Here is a 20,585-nt window from a genome sequence, read left to right as displayed (position 1 = left end):
GGATGGTGCGCAAGATCAACGAAGATGCTTTTCTCGATTCGCCGAGACACGGCCTGTGGGCAGTTGCCGACGGCATGGGTGGGCACGCGGCGGGAGATTACGTTGCCAGCTTCATCGTCGACAGCCTGCGTAGCGTTCAGCCCGAGCAAGTGCTGCCGAACTACACCTGTGCGCTGCATGCTGCATTGACTCGGGTGAACGAGGAGGTGCGCAAGGAAACCCTGCGACGGGGCATGAGCATGATGGGCAGTACGGTTGTGGTCTTCGCCGTTCGACGCAACCGCGGCGTGTGCCTCTGGGCCGGTGACAGTCGGCTTTACCGTCTGCGTGACGGCACGTTGCAGTGCATCACCCGCGACCACAGTTACGTCCAGAGTTTACAGGACAGCGGTTTGCTCAGCGCCGCCGAAGCTCGAGTCCATCCACGCGCCAACATTGTCACCCGTGCCGTCGGTGTCGAGGACGGGCTGGCGCTCGACATGATCCAGCTCGAAATCTTGCCAGGGGATGTCTATCTGCTGTGCAGCGATGGTCTCAACAGGGTGGCCGAAGACCAGGAAATGCGCGATCTGCTAGAGCACGACGATCCTTCTCATGTAGTCCGCAGTCTGATGCATCTGGGTTTGACCCGGGGCGCGCCGGACAACATCACCGCCATCGTCGTTCGGGCCTGCTGAAGATCTCTTTATGGACCTATTGATCCCGGGCTTTGAAATAGAAGGGGAGATTGGCGAGGGGGCAATGGCCACCGTTTATCTCGCCACGCAACGTTCACTCGAGCGCAAGGTCGCCCTGAAAATCATGTCCGCTGCATTGGCGGCCGATCCGGCGTTCTGTGAGCGTTTTCTGCGCGAAGGGAAAACCCTGGCGCGGCTGTCGCATCCCCAGACCGTGACAATCCACGACATCGGCAATGTCGGGGATATGTATTACATGGCAATGGAATACTTGCCAAACGGCACGCTGAAACAGCGTATCGCTGCAGGCATGAGTGCCGAGCAGAGCCTGACCTACCTCCGTCAGATAGCCTTGGCACTGGGGTATGCCCATGCTCAAGATCTGGTCCATCGGGATGTGAAGCCGGCGAACATCCTGTTTCGCACCGATGGGGCTGCGGTACTTTCCGACTTTGGCATCGCCAAGTCCCTTGATGACCGCACCCAGTTCACTCAGGCAGGCTTTGCACTGGGTACGCCGAATTACATGAGTCCGGAACAGGCGCGAGGGCTTGAGATCGATGGTCGGGCTGATCTGTATGCGCTGGGCGTGGTGTTTTATGAAATGCTCGCTGGCAAGTTGCCGTACAGCGGCACCGATGCACTTTCCACCGCCCTGGCGCATCTGACCGAGCCCCTTCCGGAACTGCCTGCCCATCATGGTCGGTATCAACACATCCTTGCGAAGTTGCTGGCCAAGAATCGGGACGACCGTTTTGCCGACGCAGCCGAGCTGATTTCGGCGCTGGACAGCCTGCCGTCGGAAGACGTCGCTGCGACGATCATTTGCTCGCCAGCGATCCAACCGGAACGGGTGCCGTCCGCTCAGGGCGCCCAACCGCAATCCCCGCGTTGCGTCCTGGAGACGCCGCGCACATTCAGGGAGCGGAGGGGCCGCGACTTTTTGCTCCTTGTTGGCGCCATGGCAACGGCCTTGGGCGTTGGTATCGGAGGCTACAGGTGGTCGAGTACAGACAAGTCGGCAGCTACCGCAACCTCTCCAGATAGCGCATCCACGACACCCTCTCGAAGTCCGACCGCTGACGCCAAGCGCATGGTGAGCCCATTGCCGGTCAACCCCTCACACAACGAAGCATTGCCGAACCTGATCCAGTCCTCGGCCCTGTTGGCGCAAACCATTGGCAACTACAACCTGCGTCTGACCAATCTCAGACACACCCACAAGCAGGCGATCGAAGCCGAGGATGAAGCGGCCGCCAGGCTTTTCGCGTCGGCGATCGAGAAAGGCACCCGGGCGCTGGAAGGGACGTTGGCGATCTATATCGACAATCTTGCGATGGGCGCTCGCTATACCGATTCAGTAATCCAGACGCAGCTTCAGCGAGTCGAGGAGGAACTCGGTCATAACCCGACGTTAGTCAGTCGGGCCGCAGTATTCGTTCGTCATGTGGGGACATACCGCCAGCAGAAGCGTGTAGATCCACAGACGATTCTTAAGGAGTTACTCGCTTCGGTCACTCAGCCATGACGGCGGTGTCCAGCGAGCTTCAAGGGAGTCCGGACGGCCAATGCCGGTCCGGTGTTGTAAAACCAGGAAAGTGAGCATCACCATGCAGTTATTTCGTAACCCCGTTCAATCGACTTCCCGGTGCCGTAAGGCACTGTGGCTGGCCGCAGGCTTCAGCGCGGTGATGATGGCCGGTTGCAGCACCTCGCCGGTTACCAGACTCGGCGCCAGTACCCATGTCGAGTATTACCCGACCTGCTACGAGCCTGTGAAGCATTTGCGTGAAACCGACGCGGACGTGTCGAAGTCGGCAGTAGGCGGAGCAGCCGTAGGAGCATTGGGGGGTGCCCTGACGGGGGCGCTGGTTGGAAGCTCCAAAGACCGTGCGCGCAATGTCGCGATCGGCGCAGCCGGTGGAGCGTTGGTCGGAGGTGCGGCGGGTTACTACACCGAAAAGCAAAAGCAGATCACCGACGACAGGCAGCGCCTCGGTTCCTACGCCGTCGACATCAACAGAAGCGTCGGTGACATGGATCGCAGCACGGCATATGCCAAGGCTTCGCAGGCCTGCTACCAAGGTGAGTTCACCAGGCTGATCTCGGCGCGCAAGAACCAAACCATGAATGACACCGAAGGCCGCAAGCGCCTGGCTGAGATCGTCGCTGGCTTGAAAGAGTCCAACGATCTGATCGTTGCAGTAAACGGTCGAGCCGATGAAGACGTGAAAAATTACACCCAGGCGTATGAACAAGATCTGCAGAACGTAGGCGTTCAGCGGGCTGATGTCACCAGGGTTGCAGCGGCTCAAACCCCGCCTGCTCAAGCCACGGCACGTAAGAAGAAGGCGCCCACGAAGAAAAAGCTGCCCACTGTGCCGCAAGAAGCGGTCAGCACCGAGAAGACTTTGCTGCAAGCCAAAGCGAGGCAGGCAGAAAGTCAGCAGATTGCGGCGAGCGGCCAATCCCGCGTCAACGCCATGTGCAACCACCCGGATCTCGGCGATTGGGCCCCGGTACCTTGCCCGAATGTCTGATTGAACCAGATCTGATGTTGAAGCAATCGGCCCTGCTTACTCGGCAGAGCCGATTGTTTCTCACAACTTCATATTCATCGTAATCGGCGCCGAGGATACCTTCGTCCCCTCGGTATCGAACGCCTCCACCGACACAGCCTCATCAGCCGAAGCAACATGGCTCCCGGTCTCGGCGAGACAATCTTTTGTGAGAACGCTGGCGACTGCCTGAGTTTTCTCTAACCTTCTGCTACGTCTCTTTAGCGTGTTGCCGGATGTTGCTCACATGGATCTTTTCTCGCGCCTTCGCCATTCGCTTTTTGTCGGCCTCTGCCTGTCGCCGCTCGCTGGGGCGCAAGCCAGCGACTGCAATCAGTACGAGCCAGCGGATGCAAACCTGAGCGGAACGCTGACGCGTCAGGTCTTTCCCGGGCCGCCGGGTTTCGAGGACGTGGTGACCGGTGATGAGCCGCAGGTGGGCTTCTACCTCTCACTGGCGGAGCCCCTGTGCATGAAAGGCAACGAGAACGAGGCCGACATCGACGTCGAAGACAACGAAACCCTCGTGCAACTGGTCTTGCAGCCCACCGATTACGACAACCTGCGCCCTTATCTCGACCAGCCCGTCGTACTCAAAGGCACTCTTTTCGGCGCGGTCACCGGCTTTCATCACACCCAAGTGCTGATGCAGCAGGTGCAACTGGTCAGCGGCATGGCGGGAGCGCCTGTCGACTGCGAATTGCTCAACCAGAAAGTCGGCATGCATGAGGAAGCCTACAGCCCTTCGCTGCAAGGCAAGATCATCGGTGGCAAGGCGTGGATTTATCAAGCACCGAACCCGACCTGCACCAGCAAACACGAGTTTCTGCCGCAGGGCACGGCAGTGAGCGTCACCTCGATTGCCAGCGGCGGATGGGTGCGCGCCGAGTTCGCGGGCGCTGGGGGAAAGCCGCAATCTGTCTGGCTGGATCAGGCGCAGGTGGTGTTGGGATTGGGGGATGCGGAGGAGTAGCGTGTTCAACGCACGCCACACAGCAAAATAAATAGCAGAAACAAAAAAGCCCACACATCGGCGGGCTTCTTCATATCTGGCAGATTGTCAGAACGTATCGCACGACCTGAAATCAAAATGGCGCACCTGGCGGGATTCGAACCCACGACCCCTGCCTTCGGAGGGCAGTACTCTATCCAGCTGAGCTACAGGTGCAACGCGGGCGCCATGATACTCATCTGGCCTGCGTGCGTCCATGCTGGCGAGTGACTGTTGTCGATTTCACACATCTGCGGATGTAAAAGGGTGTGTTAAGCGGGATTTTTTGCCAAGGCGACGGCGTGCGTTCTTTTTTTCGAACGGACTATTGTCCTTTACCCCTGTTGTCCCTAGGATTCGTTTGAGATTTCAAACGCTCCCGTGCGATCACCCGCGCTTTTCGCGATCCGTGCGTGCGGGGCCCGGCGAATGTTTTCCTGACGGCAGCCTCGGCCGAGGCGCCTTTGAATAATCAATAATTCGCTCCGCCATGCGCGGTGCTGTTTAGGAGGCCGACATGCAGCTCAAAGATTCGAAGTTGTTCCGCCAACAGGCGTACATCAATGGCACCTGGGCCGATGCCGACAGCGGCCAGACCATCAAGGTCAACAATCCGTCCAACAACGAGACTCTTGGCACCGTTCCTAAAATGGGCGCTGCCGAAACCCGCCGTGCCATCGAAGCCGCCGACAAGGCTCTGCCGGCCTGGCGTGCGCTGACCGCCAAAGAGCGTGGCAGCAAGCTGCGTCGCTGGTTCGAGCTGATGATTGAAAACCAGGATGACCTCGGCCGCCTGATGACCCTGGAGCAGGGCAAACCGCTGGCTGAAGCCAAGGGCGAAATCGCTTACGCCGCGTCCTTCATCGAGTGGTTCTCTGAAGAAGCCAAGCGCGTCTACGGCGATGTCATTCCGGGCCACCAGCCGGACAAGCGCCTGATCGTGCTCAAGCAGCCAATCGGCGTGACCGCTGCGATCACCCCGTGGAACTTCCCGGCCGCGATGATCACCCGTAAAGCGGGCCCAGCACTGGCTGCCGGCTGCACCATGGTCCTCAAGCCTGCTTCGCAAACGCCTTACTCTGCCTTGGCGCTGGCTGAACTGGCCGAGCGCGCAGGCATCCCGGCTGGCGTGTTCAGCGTGGTGACCGGCAGCGCTGGCGACATCGGCAGCGAGCTGACCAGCAACCCGATCGTGCGCAAGCTGTCCTTCACCGGCTCGACCGAAATCGGTCGCCAGTTGATGGCCGAATGTGCCCACGACATCAAGAAAGTCTCCCTTGAACTGGGTGGCAACGCTCCGTTCATCGTGTTCGATGACGCAGACCTGGATAAGGCCGTCGAGGGTGCGATCATCTCCAAGTACCGCAACAACGGTCAGACGTGCGTCTGCGCCAACCGGATCTATGTGCAGGATTCGGTGTACGACGCTTTCGCCGAGAAGTTGAAAGCCGCCGTCGCCAAGTTGAAGGTCGGCGACGGTATGGCTGAAGGGACCACCACCGGTCCGCTGATCGACGAGAAGGCGGTCGCCAAGGTCAAGGAACACATCGCTGATGCGCTGGGCAAAGGCGCGAAAGTGCTGAGCGGCGGCAACAGCATGGAAGGCAACTTCTTCGAGCCGACTATTCTGGTGAACGTGTCGAAAGACGCAGCCGTTGCCAAGGAAGAAACCTTCGGCCCGCTGGCGCCCCTGTTCCGCTTCAAAGACGAAGCTGAAGTCATCGCGATGGCCAACGACACCGAGTTCGGTCTGGCGTCGTATTTCTACGCACAGAACATGAGCCGCGTGTTCCGCGTGGCCGAGGCGCTGGAGTACGGCATGGTGGGTATTAACACCGGTCTGATCTCCAACGAAGTCGCACCGTTCGGCGGCGTTAAGGCTTCCGGTCTGGGTCGCGAAGGCTCGAAGTACGGCATCGAAGATTATCTGGAAATCAAATACCTCTGCCTCTCTGTATAAGGCAGCAGTATTCAGCCTGCGTGGCGCGAGAGCGACGCTGCGCAGGCGCTTTGCAGCACCCGAACCCTATTGGTGGCTGGGAGGCCGCGGCAGTCGATCATCGTATGCTGCCGCTGTTGACCCCCGCCGCTTGATCCTTGAACCACGCCGCCCGATGAGCGGCGAATGAGGAAACCATGAGCAAAACAAACGCATCCTTGATGAAACGCCGCGAAGCCGCTGTCCCGCGTGGCGTTGGTCAGATTCACCCGATCTTCGCCGAGTCCGCGAAGAACGCTACGGTCACCGACGTCGAAGGTCGTGAGTTCATCGACTTCGCAGGCGGTATCGCGGTACTGAACACCGGTCACTTGCACCCGAAAATCGTCGCTGCGGTACAAGAGCAACTGACCAAGCTGACGCACACCTGCTTCCAGGTGCTGGCTTACGAGCCTTACGTCGAGCTGTGCGAGAAAATCAACGCCAAGGTCCCGGGCAACTTCGACAAGAAAACCTTGTTGGTTACCACGGGTTCCGAAGCCGTTGAAAACGCCGTCAAGATCGCTCGCGCCGCCACTGGCCGTGCGGGTGTGATTGCGTTCACCGGCGCTTATCACGGCCGTACCATGATGACCCTGGGGCTGACCGGTAAAGTCGTGCCTTACTCGGCCGGCATGGGCCTGATGCCGGGCGGCATCTTCCGCGCGCTGTACCCGAACGAGCTGCACGGGGTGAGCGTTGACGACTCCATCGCCAGCATCGAGCGCATCTTCAAGAACGACGCCGAGCCTAAAGACATCGCTGCGATCATCATCGAACCGGTGCAGGGCGAGGGTGGTTTCTATGTGGCGCCGAAAGCGTTCATGGCTCGCTTGCGCGAACTGTGCGACCAGCACGGCATTTTGCTGATCGCTGACGAAGTACAGACCGGCGCAGGCCGTACCGGTACGTTCTTCGCCATGGAACAGATGGGCGTCACTGCCGACCTGACTACGTTCGCCAAATCCATCGCTGGCGGCTTCCCGCTGGCCGGTGTTTGCGGCAAGGCCGAATACATGGACGCTATCGCGCCGGGCGGCCTGGGCGGCACTTACGCCGGTAGCCCAATCGCTTGCGCAGCGGCCCTGGCCGTCATGGAAGTATTCGAAGAAGAGCACCTGCTGGACCGTTGCAAGGCTGTCGGCGAGCGTCTGGTCACTGGCCTGCGCGCGATTCAGGCCAAGCACCCGGTCATCGGCGAAGTGCGTGCGCTGGGCGCGATGATTGCGCTCGAATGCTTCGAGAACGGTGACACCCACAAGCCAAACGCCGCTGCGGTATCGCAGGTGGTTGCCAAGGCGCGTGAGAAGGGTCTGATCCTGCTGTCCTGCGGGACCTACGGCAACGTCCTGCGTGTGCTGGTTCCGTTGACCTCGCCCGACGAGCAGCTGGACAAGGGCCTGAAGATCATCGAAGAGTGCTTCGCTGAAATCGCTTGATGGCGGTTATTCACAGCTGATCAAATTGTGATCAGATCGTCAGAAAAAACCTGCTTCGGCAGGTTTTTTCGTTTATTGACGTCAGAAAATTCGCTTTTAGCCTGTCTCCAGCGCCGCTCTTTGACTAATGTACGAAGACTGATGCCGGAGAGTCACGATGACCGTTGTAGAGGCGCCTGCTGTTCCTCGCGTATTGATTGCCGAATCAGATCCCTGGGCGCGGGAGATGCTCAGCGAGCTGGTGCTGGATGTGCGTTGCGATGCGCAACTGGAGGTGTGCCCGGATGGCAAGCAAGCGGTTGAACTGATGCGCGGGTTTATTCCCGATCTGGTGATTGCCTCCCGCGAGTTGGCCGGCGTCGATGGTCTGAGCCTGTTGCGTGGTGTGCGGATGCTAAAACGCCAGCCTCCGGTCCGTTTCATTCTGCTCAGCAACCGCAATGACAGCGCCAGCGTGCGAGAGGCCGTGCAACTTGCGCCGACCGCTTACCTGACCAAACCCCTGAATATCGATAGCCTGCGGCAGCGCTTGGTGACCTTGCTGTCCCCGGACGGTGCGCAGGTCGCTTGCGCGGTGCCTGCGCTGGCGCCTGGCGTGGGGCTCGATGCCTTTCTGGACAAGCGCCGCGAGCTGGCGGACGGCGGGCCGCTGTTCGTCGACGTGCGAGACGTCCTCGCCCGCAGTCGAGGGCCCGCGGGGGTTGACCTCAAGAAGCTGGAGCAGGAGCTAATCAACGACCCCCACGTCACGGCGGTATTGATCGCCGCCGCCAACAGCGCGTCTCAACATCAGGGCAAGCCGCAGCAGACCCTTGCTCAGGCGCTGACGACGCTGGGTGCCACACAAAGCGCCAATCTGGTTCAGGGGCTGGCCCTCAAGCGCGGTGCGATGCTCACCGACCCCTCGTTGATTTTGCAGGCGAGCCAGATATGGGATGTTTCACGGCGCACGGCAGGTTATGCGCGGATTCTGGCGCGCACGCTGGACCTGGATCACGAGCGTTGCTATTGCGCCGGGCTGCTCAGGGGACTCGGCGATCTCTCGGTGATCCGGTGTCTGCAGGAGTGGCTACAGGCAGGCGGTACGCTGGACGAAACCATCACCGCTCGCGCGCTGGAACAGTACGCTGCGGCCTTTGGCTCGGCGCTGCGCACTCGCTGGCGCCTGCCGCTTGAACTGCGAGAGCTGATCGCTGCGGTCTATCAGTACAACACTGGGGTCTACACCCGCGAAGTGCTGGCGATGAATCTGGCCGGGCAAATGGGGCGCTTGGGGCAGGAGGATCCGCTGGAGGCGCTGGCCAAGAGCAAGTCAGCACGACTCTTGAAGGTCAATGCGTCGGATCTGGAGCGGGTGCGCAACAAACTGGTGGCGTGATTTGCGTTGTCGACGACACTTGCAGCACGGCTAGCCGGCGATGGCGGCCGGGAAATCGCTACCGTCGGCAAGCCGGACGGCTACAGGACGGGGCGTTTGTCGCCGATCAGATCTTCGGCGGCTGGATTCAGACCAACACAATCTGATTCTTGCCCTGGCGCTTGGCTTGGTACATCGCCGCGTCAGCGCGGGCGAAGAGGGCCTCGAGGCTCTGATCGTCCTTGCCCAGATTGGTCAGGCCTTGACTGGCGGTGATGCCGAAGGTCTTGTCGTCGCGCTGGAAGGTCAGTCGCTGAATCTCCCTTTGCAGCCGCTCGGCGATCTGTTTGGCCATGTCGGGCGCGCATCCAGGAAACACCGCCGCGAACTCTTCACCACCGATGCGTCCGAACAGATCGCCCCGGCGTAGCGTCTTGCGCCCGCACTCTGCGATGCGTTGCAGGACCACGTCGCCCTCCTGGTGCCCGTAGGTGTCGTTGACCAGTTTGAAGTCATCGACATCCAGTAACAGAAAGGCCATGGGAGTATCTTGCAAGCGGGCTTGCTCGAACTCGCGCTGGGCGCATTCGAAGAAATGCCGGCGGTTGCTGCTCTGTGTGAGTACGTCGGTGGTGGCAAGGCGTTGCAGTTCGTCTTCGAGCTGCTTCTTTTCAGTGATGTCTTCCGCGATGCCCACCACGATCAGGCGCTGGCCATGCTCGGCCTGATGGCTGACGAAGCATTTGTCGCTCAACCAGCGAACCTGGCCGTCGGCGCGGATGATGCGGTACTCGCGGTCTTCGATCGAGCCCTTCTCCAGCACTTCACTGAGGCTGCGCTCCGCATAATCGAGATCGTCCGGATAGATACTGTCGCGCCACTCGTTGTAGTCGGCCAGCAACAAACCCGCCGAACGCCCGAAGATACGCTCGTAGGCGGGGCTGACGTAGATCATGCGCTGGGTTTGCCAGTCGAACGCCCAAAGCACGGCGTTTACGCTGACCAGAAGCGAGCTGAACAGTTGTTCCCGTTCGCTCAAACGGGCGACTTCAGCCTGGGCGTGCATCAAGGCCAACAGGGTTTCTGCTGCTGCCGGGATCGCGGGAGGGGCGGTCTGATTATCCATGAGCACTGCATCTCAAAATAAGGTGCGGCGCACAGCCACAACGTCTCACACAGCATAGTGCGAAGGTGCTAATGAGATTGATGTAGTGGCACTAAGTTCCGACAGGCGCACATTCAACAGAATGTGCGCCGATCAACGGCGTCAGCCGTGGTGAGGGCGTAGCGAGTAGGTTTTCAGCTGGTCGGCGAAGTCTCGCAGGGACTGGATGCCACTGGCTTCGGCTTCATGTACCCAGTCTTTGATCGCAGCGAGCATGTCATGGCCATTACTGCTGGTCTTGGCCCAGATCTGTTGCAGCGCCAGACGCTTTTCGTAAATCACTTTCAGCGCCTGACTGTGTTCCAGCATGTTCTGGATGCGCACCTGATGCTTGTCTTCCAGCAGGCTGGTTTCCCGCGAAAGCAGGCGTTTGGCGCGGCGGAACTGATGACGGACCGACTCGTCGGCTTTGGCCAGTTCCTGGGCCACCAGCGGCGCGATCACCAATTTGCGGTATTGCGCCATGATCTGGAAGCGGTTGTTGAGGATTGCCATGGCGGTGTCCATGTCCACATGGCCCTTGCCTTCGACGCGGTGCGCAATGGGCGCCACCCGCTGCACCTTGGCCAGACGCAGCCAGGTAAACAGTTTGATCCACGCCCAGCCCATGTCGAACTCCCAGCGTTTAACCGACAGCTTGGCCGAGTTGGGGTAGGTGTGATGGTTGTTGTGCAGCTCTTCACCGCCGATCAGGATGCCCCATGGCACCAGATTGGTCGCAGCGTCGCGGCATTCGAAGTTGCGATAGCCGACTGCATGGCCCAGCCCGTTGACCACGCCTGCGGCCCACACCGGAATCCACATCATCTGGATGGCCCAGACGGTGATGCCAATGACGCCAAACAGCGCCAGATCGATCACCCCCATGATCATCACGCCCAGACGCGGGTAGCGCGAGTACAGGTTGCGCTCGATCCAGTCTTCCGGGCAGTTCTTGCCGTAGATGCGCAGTGTTTCCGAATTCTCGGCTTCGGCGCGATACAGTTCGGCGCCTTTGCGCAGCACGGTCGACAAGCCCTTGATGACCGGACTGTGCGGGTCATCGACGGTTTCGCATTTGGCGTGATGCTTGCGGTGGATGGCGGTCCACTCGCGGGTGTTCTGCGCCGTGGTCAGCCACAGCCAGAAACGGAAAAAGTGCTTGAGCCCGGCGTTCAATTCCAGCGAGCGGTGAGCTGAATAGCGATGGAGATAGACCGTGACGCTGACGATGGTGATATGTGTCATCGCCAGGGTGACTGCGACCAATTGCCAGACGGAAAGGTCGAGCAGACCGTTGTTCCACATAGGCTGAGTTGCCCTCGGTTGTAACGTGAACAGATAGGGAGGTTACTTTTTGTACAGATTCAGTGAAGCAGCGCGCATTATCACTTAGCCACCAGATAAAACCAGTCGCTGTTTCAGATAAGCGTCGCAGGATGTTTCTTGTTTTATAATCCCGTCCTTTCGTAAGGTTTTTCCATTTCTATGTCGGCTATTACTCGCGATGCGCTGAAAACCGCGCTGTTGTATGGGCTGCTGTCGATTTTCTGGCTGGTGCTCAGCGACTACGTGCTGCCTCTGCTGATCGATGATCCGATTCAGCTGACGCATGCTCAACTGATGAGCGGCTATGTATGGCTGGCGATCAGCGCATTTGCGATATATCTGGCTCGTTCGCGACTGCTGGCATTCATGAGCGTCAAAGCCAACGCACGACGTGATCAGGATATGCAACATCTGCGCCTGGCCGCGGCTGTGTTCGACAGCACACTTGAAGGCGTACTGGTAACCGACGCCGGTGGCGTGATCGTGCATGTAAATCGAGCGTTCATGGAGATCACCGGTTATCAGCAGGATGAAGTGCTGGGCATGCGGCCGAGCAAATTCAAATCCGGACGTCACGGGCCTGACTTTTACGAGCGCATGTACAAAAACATTCTCAGCGCCGGGCAGTGGAGCGGCGAGATCTGGAACCGTCGGAAAAATGGCGAAATCTACCCGCAGTGGCAAAGCATCCGCTGCATCAAGGACGACAAAGGTGCGATCACCCACTTCGTCGCGGTTTTTTCCGATATTTCCTCGGTCAAGCGCTCCGAGCGTGAACTGGCACATCTGGCCCATCACGACGCCCTGACCGGTTTGCCGAATCGGCTGTTGTTCACGGACCGTGCCGAGCAGGCGCAAACCCATGCGCGGCGCAACAAACAGACGTTGGCGTTGTTACTGATCGATCTGGACCACTTCAAGCACATCAATGACAGCATGGGTCACAACGTGGGCGATGAGGTGCTCAAGGCGATCAGTCAGCGGTTGACCGGCCTGTTGGAGAAGGGCGTGACCGTGGCGCGGCTGGGAGGTGATGAGTTCGCCGTTCTGGTGGAAAACCCACAACAGGCCATGCAGGCTGCGGAGCTGGCGCAGGGTGTGCTCGATGGCGTGCGCGAGCCTTTGGTGCTTGACGGCCAATCGCTGTTTCTCACGGCTAGCATCGGCATCAGTCTGTTCCCCAACGATGCGTTGAGTGCGGAGCAGTTGCTGCGTAACGCCGATGCGGCGTTGTTTCAGGCGAAGAACCAAGGGCGTGAAAGCTATGCGCTCTACACGACGGAGTTGACGTCTCACGCCCAGCGCCGGGTTGAACTGACTGCGGAGTTGCGACGCGCCATCGCGCAGGACGAGCTGCGGGTGTTCTATCAGCCGATTCACAATCTTCGGACCCGTCGCATTGAGGGCGTAGAAGCACTTGTGCGCTGGCAGCATCCGCAGCGTGGCCTGATTTCGCCGGGGGAGTTCATTCCGATTGCCGAGCAGAGCGGGCTGATCGCCGATATCGATAACCGTGTGCTGACCCAGGCTTGCCGACAAATGTGCCAATGGCTGAAGGACGGCGTACAGCTGTCGTTCGTGGCGGTCAACGTCTCCAGTCGCCTGTTCAGCCGGGGCGATCTTGATCACCGAGTCGCCCAGGTCCTTGCCGAGACGGGCTTGGCGCCCGAGCATCTGGAACTGGAAGTGACTGAAAGCGCGGTCATGGATGATCCCGAGCACGCCATTGAGCAGATGCACCGGCTGCGCGAACTGGGCCTGAAGCTGTCCATCGATGATTTCGGAACGGGCTACTCGTCGTTGCTGCGGCTCAAGCGCATGCCGGTACAGAAACTGAAGATCGATCAGGGGTTCGTGGCAGGCTTGCCAGACGACGAAGACGACATCGCCATCGTTCGGGCGATCATCGCGCTGGCTCAGGCGATGGGCATGCGAGTGTTGGCCGAGGGCATCGAGCAGCCCGATCAGGCGAAGTTTCTGCTGCACAATGAATGTGAATTGGGGCAGGGCTACTGGTTTGCGCGGCCGATGCCTGCCGAGCAGATCGACTGGCAGCACGCGCCAGTGTTTGTGCCGGTTTAGCCGCACCTCCGCCCTCTGTAGCAGCATGGCTTGCCAGCGGGGACGGCCTCAGGATCGCTACCGCTGGCAAGCCATGCTGCTACAGATCGAAATCAATCGACGCCAAAACATGCCAAATTCTTTTTGGTTATATCTGCATTCTTAAATAGTATTTTTAAGAATAACCGCGTCTCTCTAATATCGCTCCCACGCCACAAGCAGCCGCCTTTCCCACGCCGCTGCGGGCACCCCCATCAAGGAGCACGATCATGAGCGCATCTCTACGTAGCGTCGACGGCCAGGACGAAGCAAGCATTCTGAGGGAGATTCAGAGCGCTTTGCGTGACCTGCGTTTTGGCGCGGTTGAAATCACGGTGCACAACGCGCAAGTGGTGCAGATCGAACGCAAAGAGAAATTCCGTTTGCAGAATCCGGGCAAACAGCAGGGCTGAGTGATCTTTCGCCACACCCCAAATCAAAACTAAAAAAAGCCAACAACACAAATTCCAGGAGCTTGATTCATGTCCATTCGCCGTTACGCGCTGGCGGCACTCGCCAGCGCCGTGTTTGCCGGATCCGCCGTCGCCAAGGATTACGAACTGCTCAACGTGTCATACGATCCGACACGCGAGCTGTATCAGGATTACAACGCCGAGTTCGTCAATTTCTGGAAGAAATCCCATCCGGACGACAAGGTCGAGATCAAGCAATCCCACGGCGGCTCGGGCAAGCAAGGGCGTTCGGTGATCGACGGGCTGCGCGCTGACGTCGTCACCCTGGCGCTGGCCGGTGACATCGACGAAATCGCCAAACTGGGCAAGACCCTGCCGGAAGACTGGCAAACCCGCCTGCCGGATGCGAGCACCCCTTACACCTCGACCATCGTGTTTCTGGTGCGCAAGGGCAATCCCAAAGGCATCAAGGACTGGGGCGACCTGATCAAGAAAGACGTCTCCGTCATCACCCCGAATCCGAAAACCTCCGGCGGTGCGCGCTGGAACTTCCTGGCCGCTTACGGCTACGGTCTGAAAACCGGTGGCAGTGAGGCCAAGGCCAACGAATACGTGAAAGAGCTGTTCAAGCACGTGCCTGTGCTGGACACCGGTGCGCGCGGTTCGACCATCACCTTCGTCAACAACGGTCAGGGCGATNAAGACGGCGGTGCGGACAAGTTCGACATCGTCGTACCTTCGCTGTCGATCCTGGCCGAGCCTCCTGTCGCGGTCGTCGACAAAAACGCCGAGAAAAAAGGCAACACCGAAATCGCCACCGAGTACCTGAAGCACCTGTACAGCAAGGAAGGCCAGGAAATCGCGGCGAAGAACTTCTATCGTCCTCGCAACGCTGAAGTGGCGGCCAAGTACGAGAAGCAATTCCCGAAGCTGAACCTTTTGACCATCGACAAGGATTTCGGCGGCTGGAAGTCGGCACAGCCTAAATTCTTCAATGATGGCGGCGTGTTCGACCAGATTTATCAGGCGCAGTAACCTGCACCGACTGTAGGAGCGCGCTTGCCCGCGATTGATATGTCAGACGACAGAGATCCATCGCACGGACAGACCCAATCGCGGGCAAGCGCGCTCCTACAGGGGACTTAGGCAAATAAAAGACCCGGATTTGTTTCCGGGTCACGTGTGTTAACCAAGGACACTTATGTCGCGACGCATCTCCCCCGTCATACCCGGCTTCGGGCTGACGCTGGGTTACACCCTGGTGTACCTCAGTCTGATTGTGTTGATTCCCCTGGCGGCGATGTTCGTTCACGCCGCGCAGCTGACCTGGGATCAGTTCTGGACCATTGTCACCGCGCCCCGTGTGCTGGCGGCCTTGAAACTGAGCTTCGGCACCGCGTTCTACGCGGCGATCATCAATGGCATCATCGGCACCCTGCTGGCCTGGATTCTGGTGCGCTACACCTTCCCGGGACGCAAGATCATCGATGCGATGATCGATCTGCCGTTCGCCCTGCCAACCGCTGTGGCCGGTATTGCACTCACTGCGCTGTATACGCCGACCGGTCTGGTGGGGCAGTTCGCCGCTGACCTGGGCTTCAAGATCGCCTACACACCTCTGGGGATAACGCTGGCGCTGACGTTCGTCACGTTGCCGTTCGTGGTGCGCACCGTGCAGCCGGTGCTGGCGGACATCCCTCGTGAAGTCGAAGAAGCCGCAGCCTGTCTCGGTGCACGGCCGATTCAGGTGTTCCGCTACATTCTGGTTCCTGCGCTGCTGCCCGCCTGGTTGACCGGCTTCGCTCTGGCCTTTGCCCGTGGCGTCGGCGAATACGGCTCGGTGATCTTCATCGCCGGCAACATGCCGATGAAGACCGAAATCCTGCCGCTGCTGATCATGGTCAAGCTCGACCAGTACGACTACACCGGCGCCACCGCCATTGGCGTGATGATGCTGGTGGTGTCTTTCATCCTGTTGCTGCTGATCAACTTGCTACAGCGGCGCATCGAAACCCCGAACTGAGGAGGCAGATATGTCCGGTCCATCGCTCATCGCTGCATCCTCCGCCAACGCTGCCCGTCGCGGCAGTGCGGTTTCTCGGCGCGTCCTGATCGGCCTCGGCTGGCTGGTGTTTTTCCTGTTTCTGCTGTTGCCGTTGTTCATCGTGGTTTCACAGGGCCTGAAGTCCGGGCTCGGCGCGTTCTTCACGGCGATCTTCGAGCCTGACGCGCTGTCGGCTCTGAAGCTGACAGTGATTGCCGTGCTGATTTCAGTACCGCTCAATCTGGTGTTCGGGGTCAGCGCCGCCTGGTGCGTGAGCAAATATTCGTTCCGGGGCAAAAGCTTTCTGGTGACGCTGATCGACCTGCCGTTTTCGGTCTCACCGGTCATCGCCGGTCTGGTCTATGTGCTGATGTTCGGCGCCCAGGGCTTGTTTGGCCCATGGCTGCAGGATCACGACATCCAGATCGTCTTCGCCCTGCCGGGTATCGTGCTGGCCACCATCTTCGTGACGGTGCCGTTCGTGGCCCGCGAGCTGATCCCGCTGATGCAGGAGCAAGGCACGCAGGAAGAAGAGGCGGCACGCTTGCTGGGCGCCAACGGCTGGCAGATGTTCTGGCATGTGACCGTGCCGAACATCAAATGGGGCCTGATCTACGGCGTGGTGCTGTGTACCGCACGGGCCATGGGTGAGTTCGGCGCCGTGTCAGTGGTTTCCGGCCATATTCGCGGCGTGACCAACACCTTGCCGCTGCATGTCGAGATTCTCTACAACGAGTACAACCACGTGGCTGCATTTGCCGTGGCGAGCCTGTTATTGATCCTTGCGTTGTTCATCCTGCTGCTCAAGCAGTGGAGCGAAGCGCGCATTAGCCGTCTGCGCCAAAGCGCGGCGGAGGAATAATTCATGTCGATCGAAGTCCGTAACGTCAGCAAGAACTTCAACGCCTTCAAGGCCCTCAACAGCATTAATCTGGACATCCAGAGTGGCGAGCTGGTGGCGTTGCTTGGCCCGTCGGGCTGTGGCAAGACCACGCTGCTGCGCATCATTGCCGGGCTGGAAACGCCGGATCAGGGCAGCATCGTATTCCACGGCGAAGACGTCTCCGAACACGATGTGCGTGATCGCAACGTCGGTTTCGTGTTCCAGCATTACGCGCTGTTCCGCCACATGACGGTGTTCGATAACGTCGCCTTCGGGCTGCGCATGAAGCCGAAGAACCAGCGCCCGAGCGAAAGCCAGATTGCGGCGAAGGTTCATGAGTTGCTCAACATGGTGCAACTGGACTGGCTCAATGACCGGTATCCAGAGCAATTGTCCGGAGGCCAGCGCCAGCGTATCGCCCTGGCCCGCGCCCTTGCGGTAGAGCCCAAGGTACTGCTGCTCGATGAACCGTTCGGTGCGCTGGATGCCAAGGTGCGTAAAGAACTGCGTCGCTGGCTGGCGCGCCTTCACGAGGACATCAACCTGACCTCGGTATTCGTGACTCACGACCAGGAAGAGGCCATGGAAGTCGCCGACCGCATCGTGGTGATGAACAAGGGCGTGATCGAGCAGATCGGCTCGCCGGGCGAGGTGTACGAGAATCCGGCCAGCGATTTTGTCTATCACTTCCTCGGCGACTCGAACCGACTGCACCTGGGCGAGGACAACCATGTGCTGTTCCGTCCTCATGAGGTGTCGCTGTCGCGTCATGAAGTCGAGGGGCATCACGCTGCGCAAGTCCGCGATATCCGCCCGTTGGGGGCAACGACACGCGTAACGCTGAAGGTCGAGGGTCAGTCTGAGCTGATCGAGGCTGAAGTGGTGAAGGATCACGACAGCCTGATCGGCCTGGCACGGGGCGAGACGTTGTTCTTCAAACCCAAGGTCTGGCAGAAAGTCGCAAATATCTGAAGCTGCAAAGGCGACCGCAGACTGGCTGCGGTCGTTTTTTATTCTGCCCGGAGGGCGTAGGAGCAAGCTTGCTCGCGATCTGCCAGGTACTGGCAGCAAACCCTGTAATTCCGGTGTGTCTGACAAAACCGAGGCGCTTGATTTTACTGCCGCTTTGCGCCAGTTCGCTTGCAAGCAGAGCTCCTACGCCTTCGGCAGAAGCGAGCGTTTGCCTTAAACCGCCGCCCTCTTCAAATCCCGCTTGTGCGTACGCCCCACCTTGCCTTCGATGTTGTTCTGCAACTTCCTGCGCATTCCCATCAGAAAAGCGGCCTCGGCCACCACAAACAATGGGCCGATGATCAGTCCTGTGACGTCGTCGACGAACGCCGGTTTGCGGCCTTCGTAATAATGACCGACGAACTGGATCACCCAGCCCATGACGAACAGCCCGATCCCTGAGCCGAGCCAGACCAGCGTGCTCTGTTGCGCCAGATGGGCACCGATCCACAGAAAGAGCGCCAGCACGATGCCCATGGCGATGCCGAAAGGGCGATCCAGTCGAAAGTAGAACAGTGTGGCCGCTGCGGTGGCCAGCAGGGCTGGCGACAGCCAGAGTTCGCCCAGCGACCAACTGCTCCAGCCCGGCCGTGACAACAGCACGGCCACGGCCAGCACGATCAGCGGGACACCGACAAAGTGAGTGGCGATATTGCGGGTGTCGCGATGATAGGCCGCGTATTGGCTGAGATGATCGACGAGGTTTTTCATTGTTATTCCTCCGTTGGAGCGGGGATCATGCCGCTGTTTTTTATCGGCCTGGCCCACCAGAAGGCTCAGCCTGCAATACAACGCCTACAACAAAAAGGAGATTCACATGACGAATGGAGCGCAATGGTACTCGTGGTTGATCCATGACTACTGGTTCAACGAATTGCCCGCCTCACTGCAGAATAGTCTGTTGGAAGGCATGCGGCAGCGACGGGTGACTCCCGGCAGACTGATCTTTGGGCAGGGCGAACCTGCCTGCGGTTTCTACGCGCTGCTCAGCGGTTCGATTCGCTTCAATGACGTCAGGGATCAGCAAGAGTGGCTGCCGCCTGCCCCTCTACAACGACCTTACTGGTTCGGCGAGGTTTCGTTGTTCGACGACCGGCCTCGTCGCCACGACGTGTACGCCGAAGATCACGTCATCCTGCTGCAGATGCCTCAGCGCCTCCTGGCCGAGCAGCTTCAGGACCACCCCCGCCATTGGCGCCCGTTTCGCAAGCTGCTCGAGAAAAAACTGGGGGTCGCGGTTCCGCCCGTCGAAGAAGTGACATTGCTGCCCACCAACGAGCGCGTCGCGTTTCGGCTGCTGCTGCTCGCAGAAGGCTACGGACCTGTGGATCGCTCGTCACGGATCTTTCCGGAGTCCGACGTCATGTCCGCGCGGGGATTGGGGCTGACGGCGGACGTCGTCGAGCGCGTCCTCGGGGAGTTCGCAAGGCGTGGAATCATTGAGCGCGGTGACGGCTTCATTTCGGTGTTCGATGTCGAACGGCTGCGCAAGGCTGCATGGCACCGCCTTACGGAGTCGACACTGTGATTGTGCGGCGTCAGCGGGGCATGGCGTCGCGATACTGGCTGGGGGTCATGCCGGTCCAGCGTTTGAAGGCGCGGCTGAAACTGCTGGTGTCGGCGAATCCGAGCAAATAAGCGATTTCACTGAGCGAGGTTCCAGGCTCGCGCATGTGTTGCAGCGCAAGATTCTGCCGGCTTTGATTGAGCAAAAGGTCATAGCTGCAACCTTCATCGGCCAGATGCCGTTGCAGGCTGCGAAGACTCAAGTGCAAATGCTGGGCGATGCGCTCCGCAGAGGGTTCGCCCTCGGGAAGCTGTATTTCGATGGCGCCGCGTACCTTGCGCTCCCAGGTCAGCGGGCTGAGCTTTTCCAGCGCGCGGTTGAGGACGGTTTCGTTGTGTTCGGCCAGCTCCGGATTGGCGTCGTCCAGATGGCTGTCGAAGTCAGCGCAGTCGAACGCCAGAAGGTTTTCCGAGGCACCGAAAAACAGCGGCGCGCGAAACACATCATGCCAGGGCTTCGGATCTTCTGGCTGCGGTCGCACGAGATGCACGGCCAGAGGCGCGTAATGCCGCCCCAACCGGTTGCGACAGGTCCGCACGTAGATTGCGGCGAAAGCATCCATGGCCTCATTGGCCGGCATCGGACCGCCGTCGGGGACACGAAAGCGAAACTCGTAGCGGTCGCCGACCCGCGTAAAGCTCAAGTCCAGCGCATCGCTGACCACCGGGTGATAGCGCACGATACGTTCGAACACCTCACGCAACGACCCGCTGGCAACCAGTGCGTATCCCAGCGCATGAAAGGTGGTCGGGCTCACGAAGCGCGACACTCGCAAGCCCAATGCCGGATCGCCACTGGCCTCGACCGCCAGTTGCCAAAGGCGCGTGGTCACCGTGACCGGATAGCGCGCGTTGGGATCGTCCATCAGTTGCGGGTCGAGGCCCGCAGCCCGGCTCAGCGCGAGACTGTCGAGGCCAAGGGCATCGAGTTGCTTGCGCAGGGCGCGGGTCCAGCTGGCGAGAATGCTCGGCTCAGGCATACAGATTGGCGCTTCCGGTCAACAGGTTGGCGTTCACGGCAGGGCGACTTCCGATAACACACGGCACAGTGAGGATGGGATTTCCCTGAAACATATTTCAATAATAAAACCGGAG

16 protein-coding genes, 1 tRNA gene and 3 pseudogenes are annotated in these 20,585 nt (G+C 59.6%); 15 read left to right on the top strand and 5 right to left on the bottom strand.

The window, feature by feature from the left end:
• Positions 1–2 precede the first annotated feature (2 nt).
• The 4 genes and pseudogenes from D3M70_RS03505 to D3M70_RS03490 all read left to right on the top strand — a co-directional run bounded on the left by D3M70_RS03505 (position 3) and on the right by D3M70_RS03490 (position 4,208).
• Positions 3–677, top strand: a complete 675-nt coding sequence (locus tag D3M70_RS03505) for a PP2C family serine/threonine-protein phosphatase (protein WP_256659683.1) — start codon at positions 3–5, stop codon at positions 675–677.
• A 10-nt stretch (positions 678–687) separates the two neighbouring features.
• Positions 688–1,467, top strand: a pseudogene (locus D3M70_RS33925) (serine/threonine-protein kinase); the annotation flags it as partial.
• A gap of 820 nt (positions 1,468–2,287) precedes the next feature.
• Positions 2,288–3,217, top strand: a complete 930-nt coding sequence (tagQ, locus tag D3M70_RS03495; RefSeq protein WP_120124361.1) for a type VI secretion system-associated lipoprotein TagQ — start codon at positions 2,288–2,290, stop codon at positions 3,215–3,217.
• A gap of 265 nt (positions 3,218–3,482) precedes the next feature.
• Complete coding sequence (locus D3M70_RS03490) at positions 3,483–4,208, top strand: DUF4431 domain-containing protein (RefSeq protein ID WP_120124360.1); 726 nt, start codon at positions 3,483–3,485, stop codon at positions 4,206–4,208.
• Positions 4,209–4,326: 118 nt separating this feature from the next.
• Here D3M70_RS03490 and D3M70_RS03485 read toward each other — a convergent pair.
• Positions 4,327–4,403, bottom strand: a tRNA-Arg gene (locus tag D3M70_RS03485).
• Between the two features lie 340 nt (positions 4,404–4,743).
• Between D3M70_RS03485 and gabD the strand changes: the two genes are divergently transcribed.
• The 3 genes from gabD to D3M70_RS03470 all read left to right on the top strand — a co-directional run bounded on the left by gabD (position 4,744) and on the right by D3M70_RS03470 (position 9,021).
• On the top strand, positions 4,744–6,186 hold the full coding sequence (gene gabD, locus D3M70_RS03480; RefSeq protein WP_120124358.1) for an NADP-dependent succinate-semialdehyde dehydrogenase: 1,443 nt from the start codon (positions 4,744–4,746) through the stop codon (positions 6,184–6,186).
• A gap of 176 nt (positions 6,187–6,362) precedes the next feature.
• A complete protein-coding gene (gabT, locus tag D3M70_RS03475) occupies positions 6,363–7,643 on the top strand; it encodes a 4-aminobutyrate--2-oxoglutarate transaminase (protein WP_120124356.1) in 1,281 nt (426 codons plus the stop codon).
• 157 nt (positions 7,644–7,800) lie between these two features.
• Positions 7,801–9,021, top strand: a complete 1,221-nt coding sequence (locus D3M70_RS03470; protein WP_120124355.1) for an HDOD domain-containing protein — start codon at positions 7,801–7,803, stop codon at positions 9,019–9,021.
• 127 nt (positions 9,022–9,148) lie between these two features.
• On the opposite strand, the gene D3M70_RS03465 is transcribed toward D3M70_RS03470, so the two are convergent.
• The gene (locus D3M70_RS03465) at positions 9,149–10,126 is read right to left on the bottom strand and encodes a sensor domain-containing diguanylate cyclase (RefSeq protein ID WP_120124353.1); all 978 of its coding nucleotides are present in this window, start codon (positions 10,124–10,126) and stop codon (positions 9,149–9,151) included.
• Between the two features lie 141 nt (positions 10,127–10,267).
• The gene (gene desA / locus D3M70_RS03460; protein WP_120124351.1) at positions 10,268–11,452 is read right to left on the bottom strand and encodes a delta-9 fatty acid desaturase DesA; all 1,185 of its coding nucleotides are present in this window, start codon (positions 11,450–11,452) and stop codon (positions 10,268–10,270) included.
• 180 nt (positions 11,453–11,632) lie between these two features.
• On the opposite strand from desA, the gene dibA reads away from it, so the two are divergent.
• The 7 genes and pseudogenes from dibA to D3M70_RS03430 all read left to right on the top strand — a co-directional run bounded on the left by dibA (position 11,633) and on the right by D3M70_RS03430 (position 17,885).
• Positions 11,633–13,555 carry a phosphodiesterase DibA gene (gene dibA / locus D3M70_RS03455; protein ID WP_120124350.1) on the top strand — a complete coding sequence of 641 codons (1,923 nt, stop codon included), beginning with the start codon at positions 11,633–11,635 and terminating at the stop codon, positions 13,553–13,555.
• A gap of 248 nt (positions 13,556–13,803) precedes the next feature.
• A complete protein-coding gene (gene oscA, locus D3M70_RS03450) occupies positions 13,804–13,986 on the top strand; it encodes a sulfur starvation response protein OscA (RefSeq protein WP_081565193.1) in 183 nt (60 codons plus the stop codon).
• Positions 13,987–14,055: 69 nt separating this feature from the next.
• Positions 14,056–14,685 (top strand): annotated as a pseudogene (locus tag D3M70_RS03445) (sulfate ABC transporter substrate-binding protein); the annotation flags it as partial.
• A gap of 1 nt (position 14,686) precedes the next feature.
• Positions 14,687–15,021, top strand: a pseudogene (locus D3M70_RS32570) (sulfate ABC transporter substrate-binding protein); the annotation flags it as partial.
• A gap of 166 nt (positions 15,022–15,187) precedes the next feature.
• The gene (gene cysT / locus D3M70_RS03440; RefSeq protein ID WP_120124347.1) at positions 15,188–16,009 is read left to right on the top strand and encodes a sulfate ABC transporter permease subunit CysT; all 822 of its coding nucleotides are present in this window, start codon (positions 15,188–15,190) and stop codon (positions 16,007–16,009) included.
• Between the two features lie 10 nt (positions 16,010–16,019).
• On the top strand, positions 16,020–16,892 hold the full coding sequence (cysW, locus tag D3M70_RS03435) for a sulfate ABC transporter permease subunit CysW (protein ID WP_120124345.1): 873 nt from the start codon (positions 16,020–16,022) through the stop codon (positions 16,890–16,892).
• Positions 16,893–16,895: 3 nt separating this feature from the next.
• On the top strand, positions 16,896–17,885 hold the full coding sequence (locus D3M70_RS03430) for a sulfate/molybdate ABC transporter ATP-binding protein (protein ID WP_120124343.1): 990 nt from the start codon (positions 16,896–16,898) through the stop codon (positions 17,883–17,885).
• 213 nt (positions 17,886–18,098) lie between these two features.
• Here D3M70_RS03430 and D3M70_RS03425 read toward each other — a convergent pair whose 3' ends face one another.
• Positions 18,099–18,635, bottom strand: a complete 537-nt coding sequence (locus D3M70_RS03425) for a DUF962 domain-containing protein (protein WP_120124342.1) — start codon at positions 18,633–18,635, stop codon at positions 18,099–18,101.
• A gap of 106 nt (positions 18,636–18,741) precedes the next feature.
• On the opposite strand from D3M70_RS03425, the gene D3M70_RS03420 reads away from it, so the two are divergent.
• Positions 18,742–19,452: a Crp/Fnr family transcriptional regulator gene (locus tag D3M70_RS03420; RefSeq protein ID WP_120124340.1), complete on the top strand. Its 711-nt coding sequence runs from the start codon at positions 18,742–18,744 to the stop codon at positions 19,450–19,452.
• Between the two features lie 10 nt (positions 19,453–19,462).
• Here D3M70_RS03420 and D3M70_RS03415 read toward each other — a convergent pair whose 3' ends face one another.
• Positions 19,463–20,470, bottom strand: a complete 1,008-nt coding sequence (locus D3M70_RS03415) for an AraC family transcriptional regulator (RefSeq protein ID WP_120124339.1) — start codon at positions 20,468–20,470, stop codon at positions 19,463–19,465.
• Between the last annotated feature and the right edge of the window lie 115 nt (positions 20,471–20,585).

The sequence above is a fragment of the Pseudomonas sp. LS-2 genome (assembly GCF_003605735.1).
Taxonomy (GTDB): domain Bacteria; phylum Pseudomonadota; class Gammaproteobacteria; order Pseudomonadales; family Pseudomonadaceae; genus Aquipseudomonas.
The sequence above is the reverse complement of the archived record's forward strand: the minus strand, read 5'-3'. Positions and strand labels throughout refer to the sequence as shown.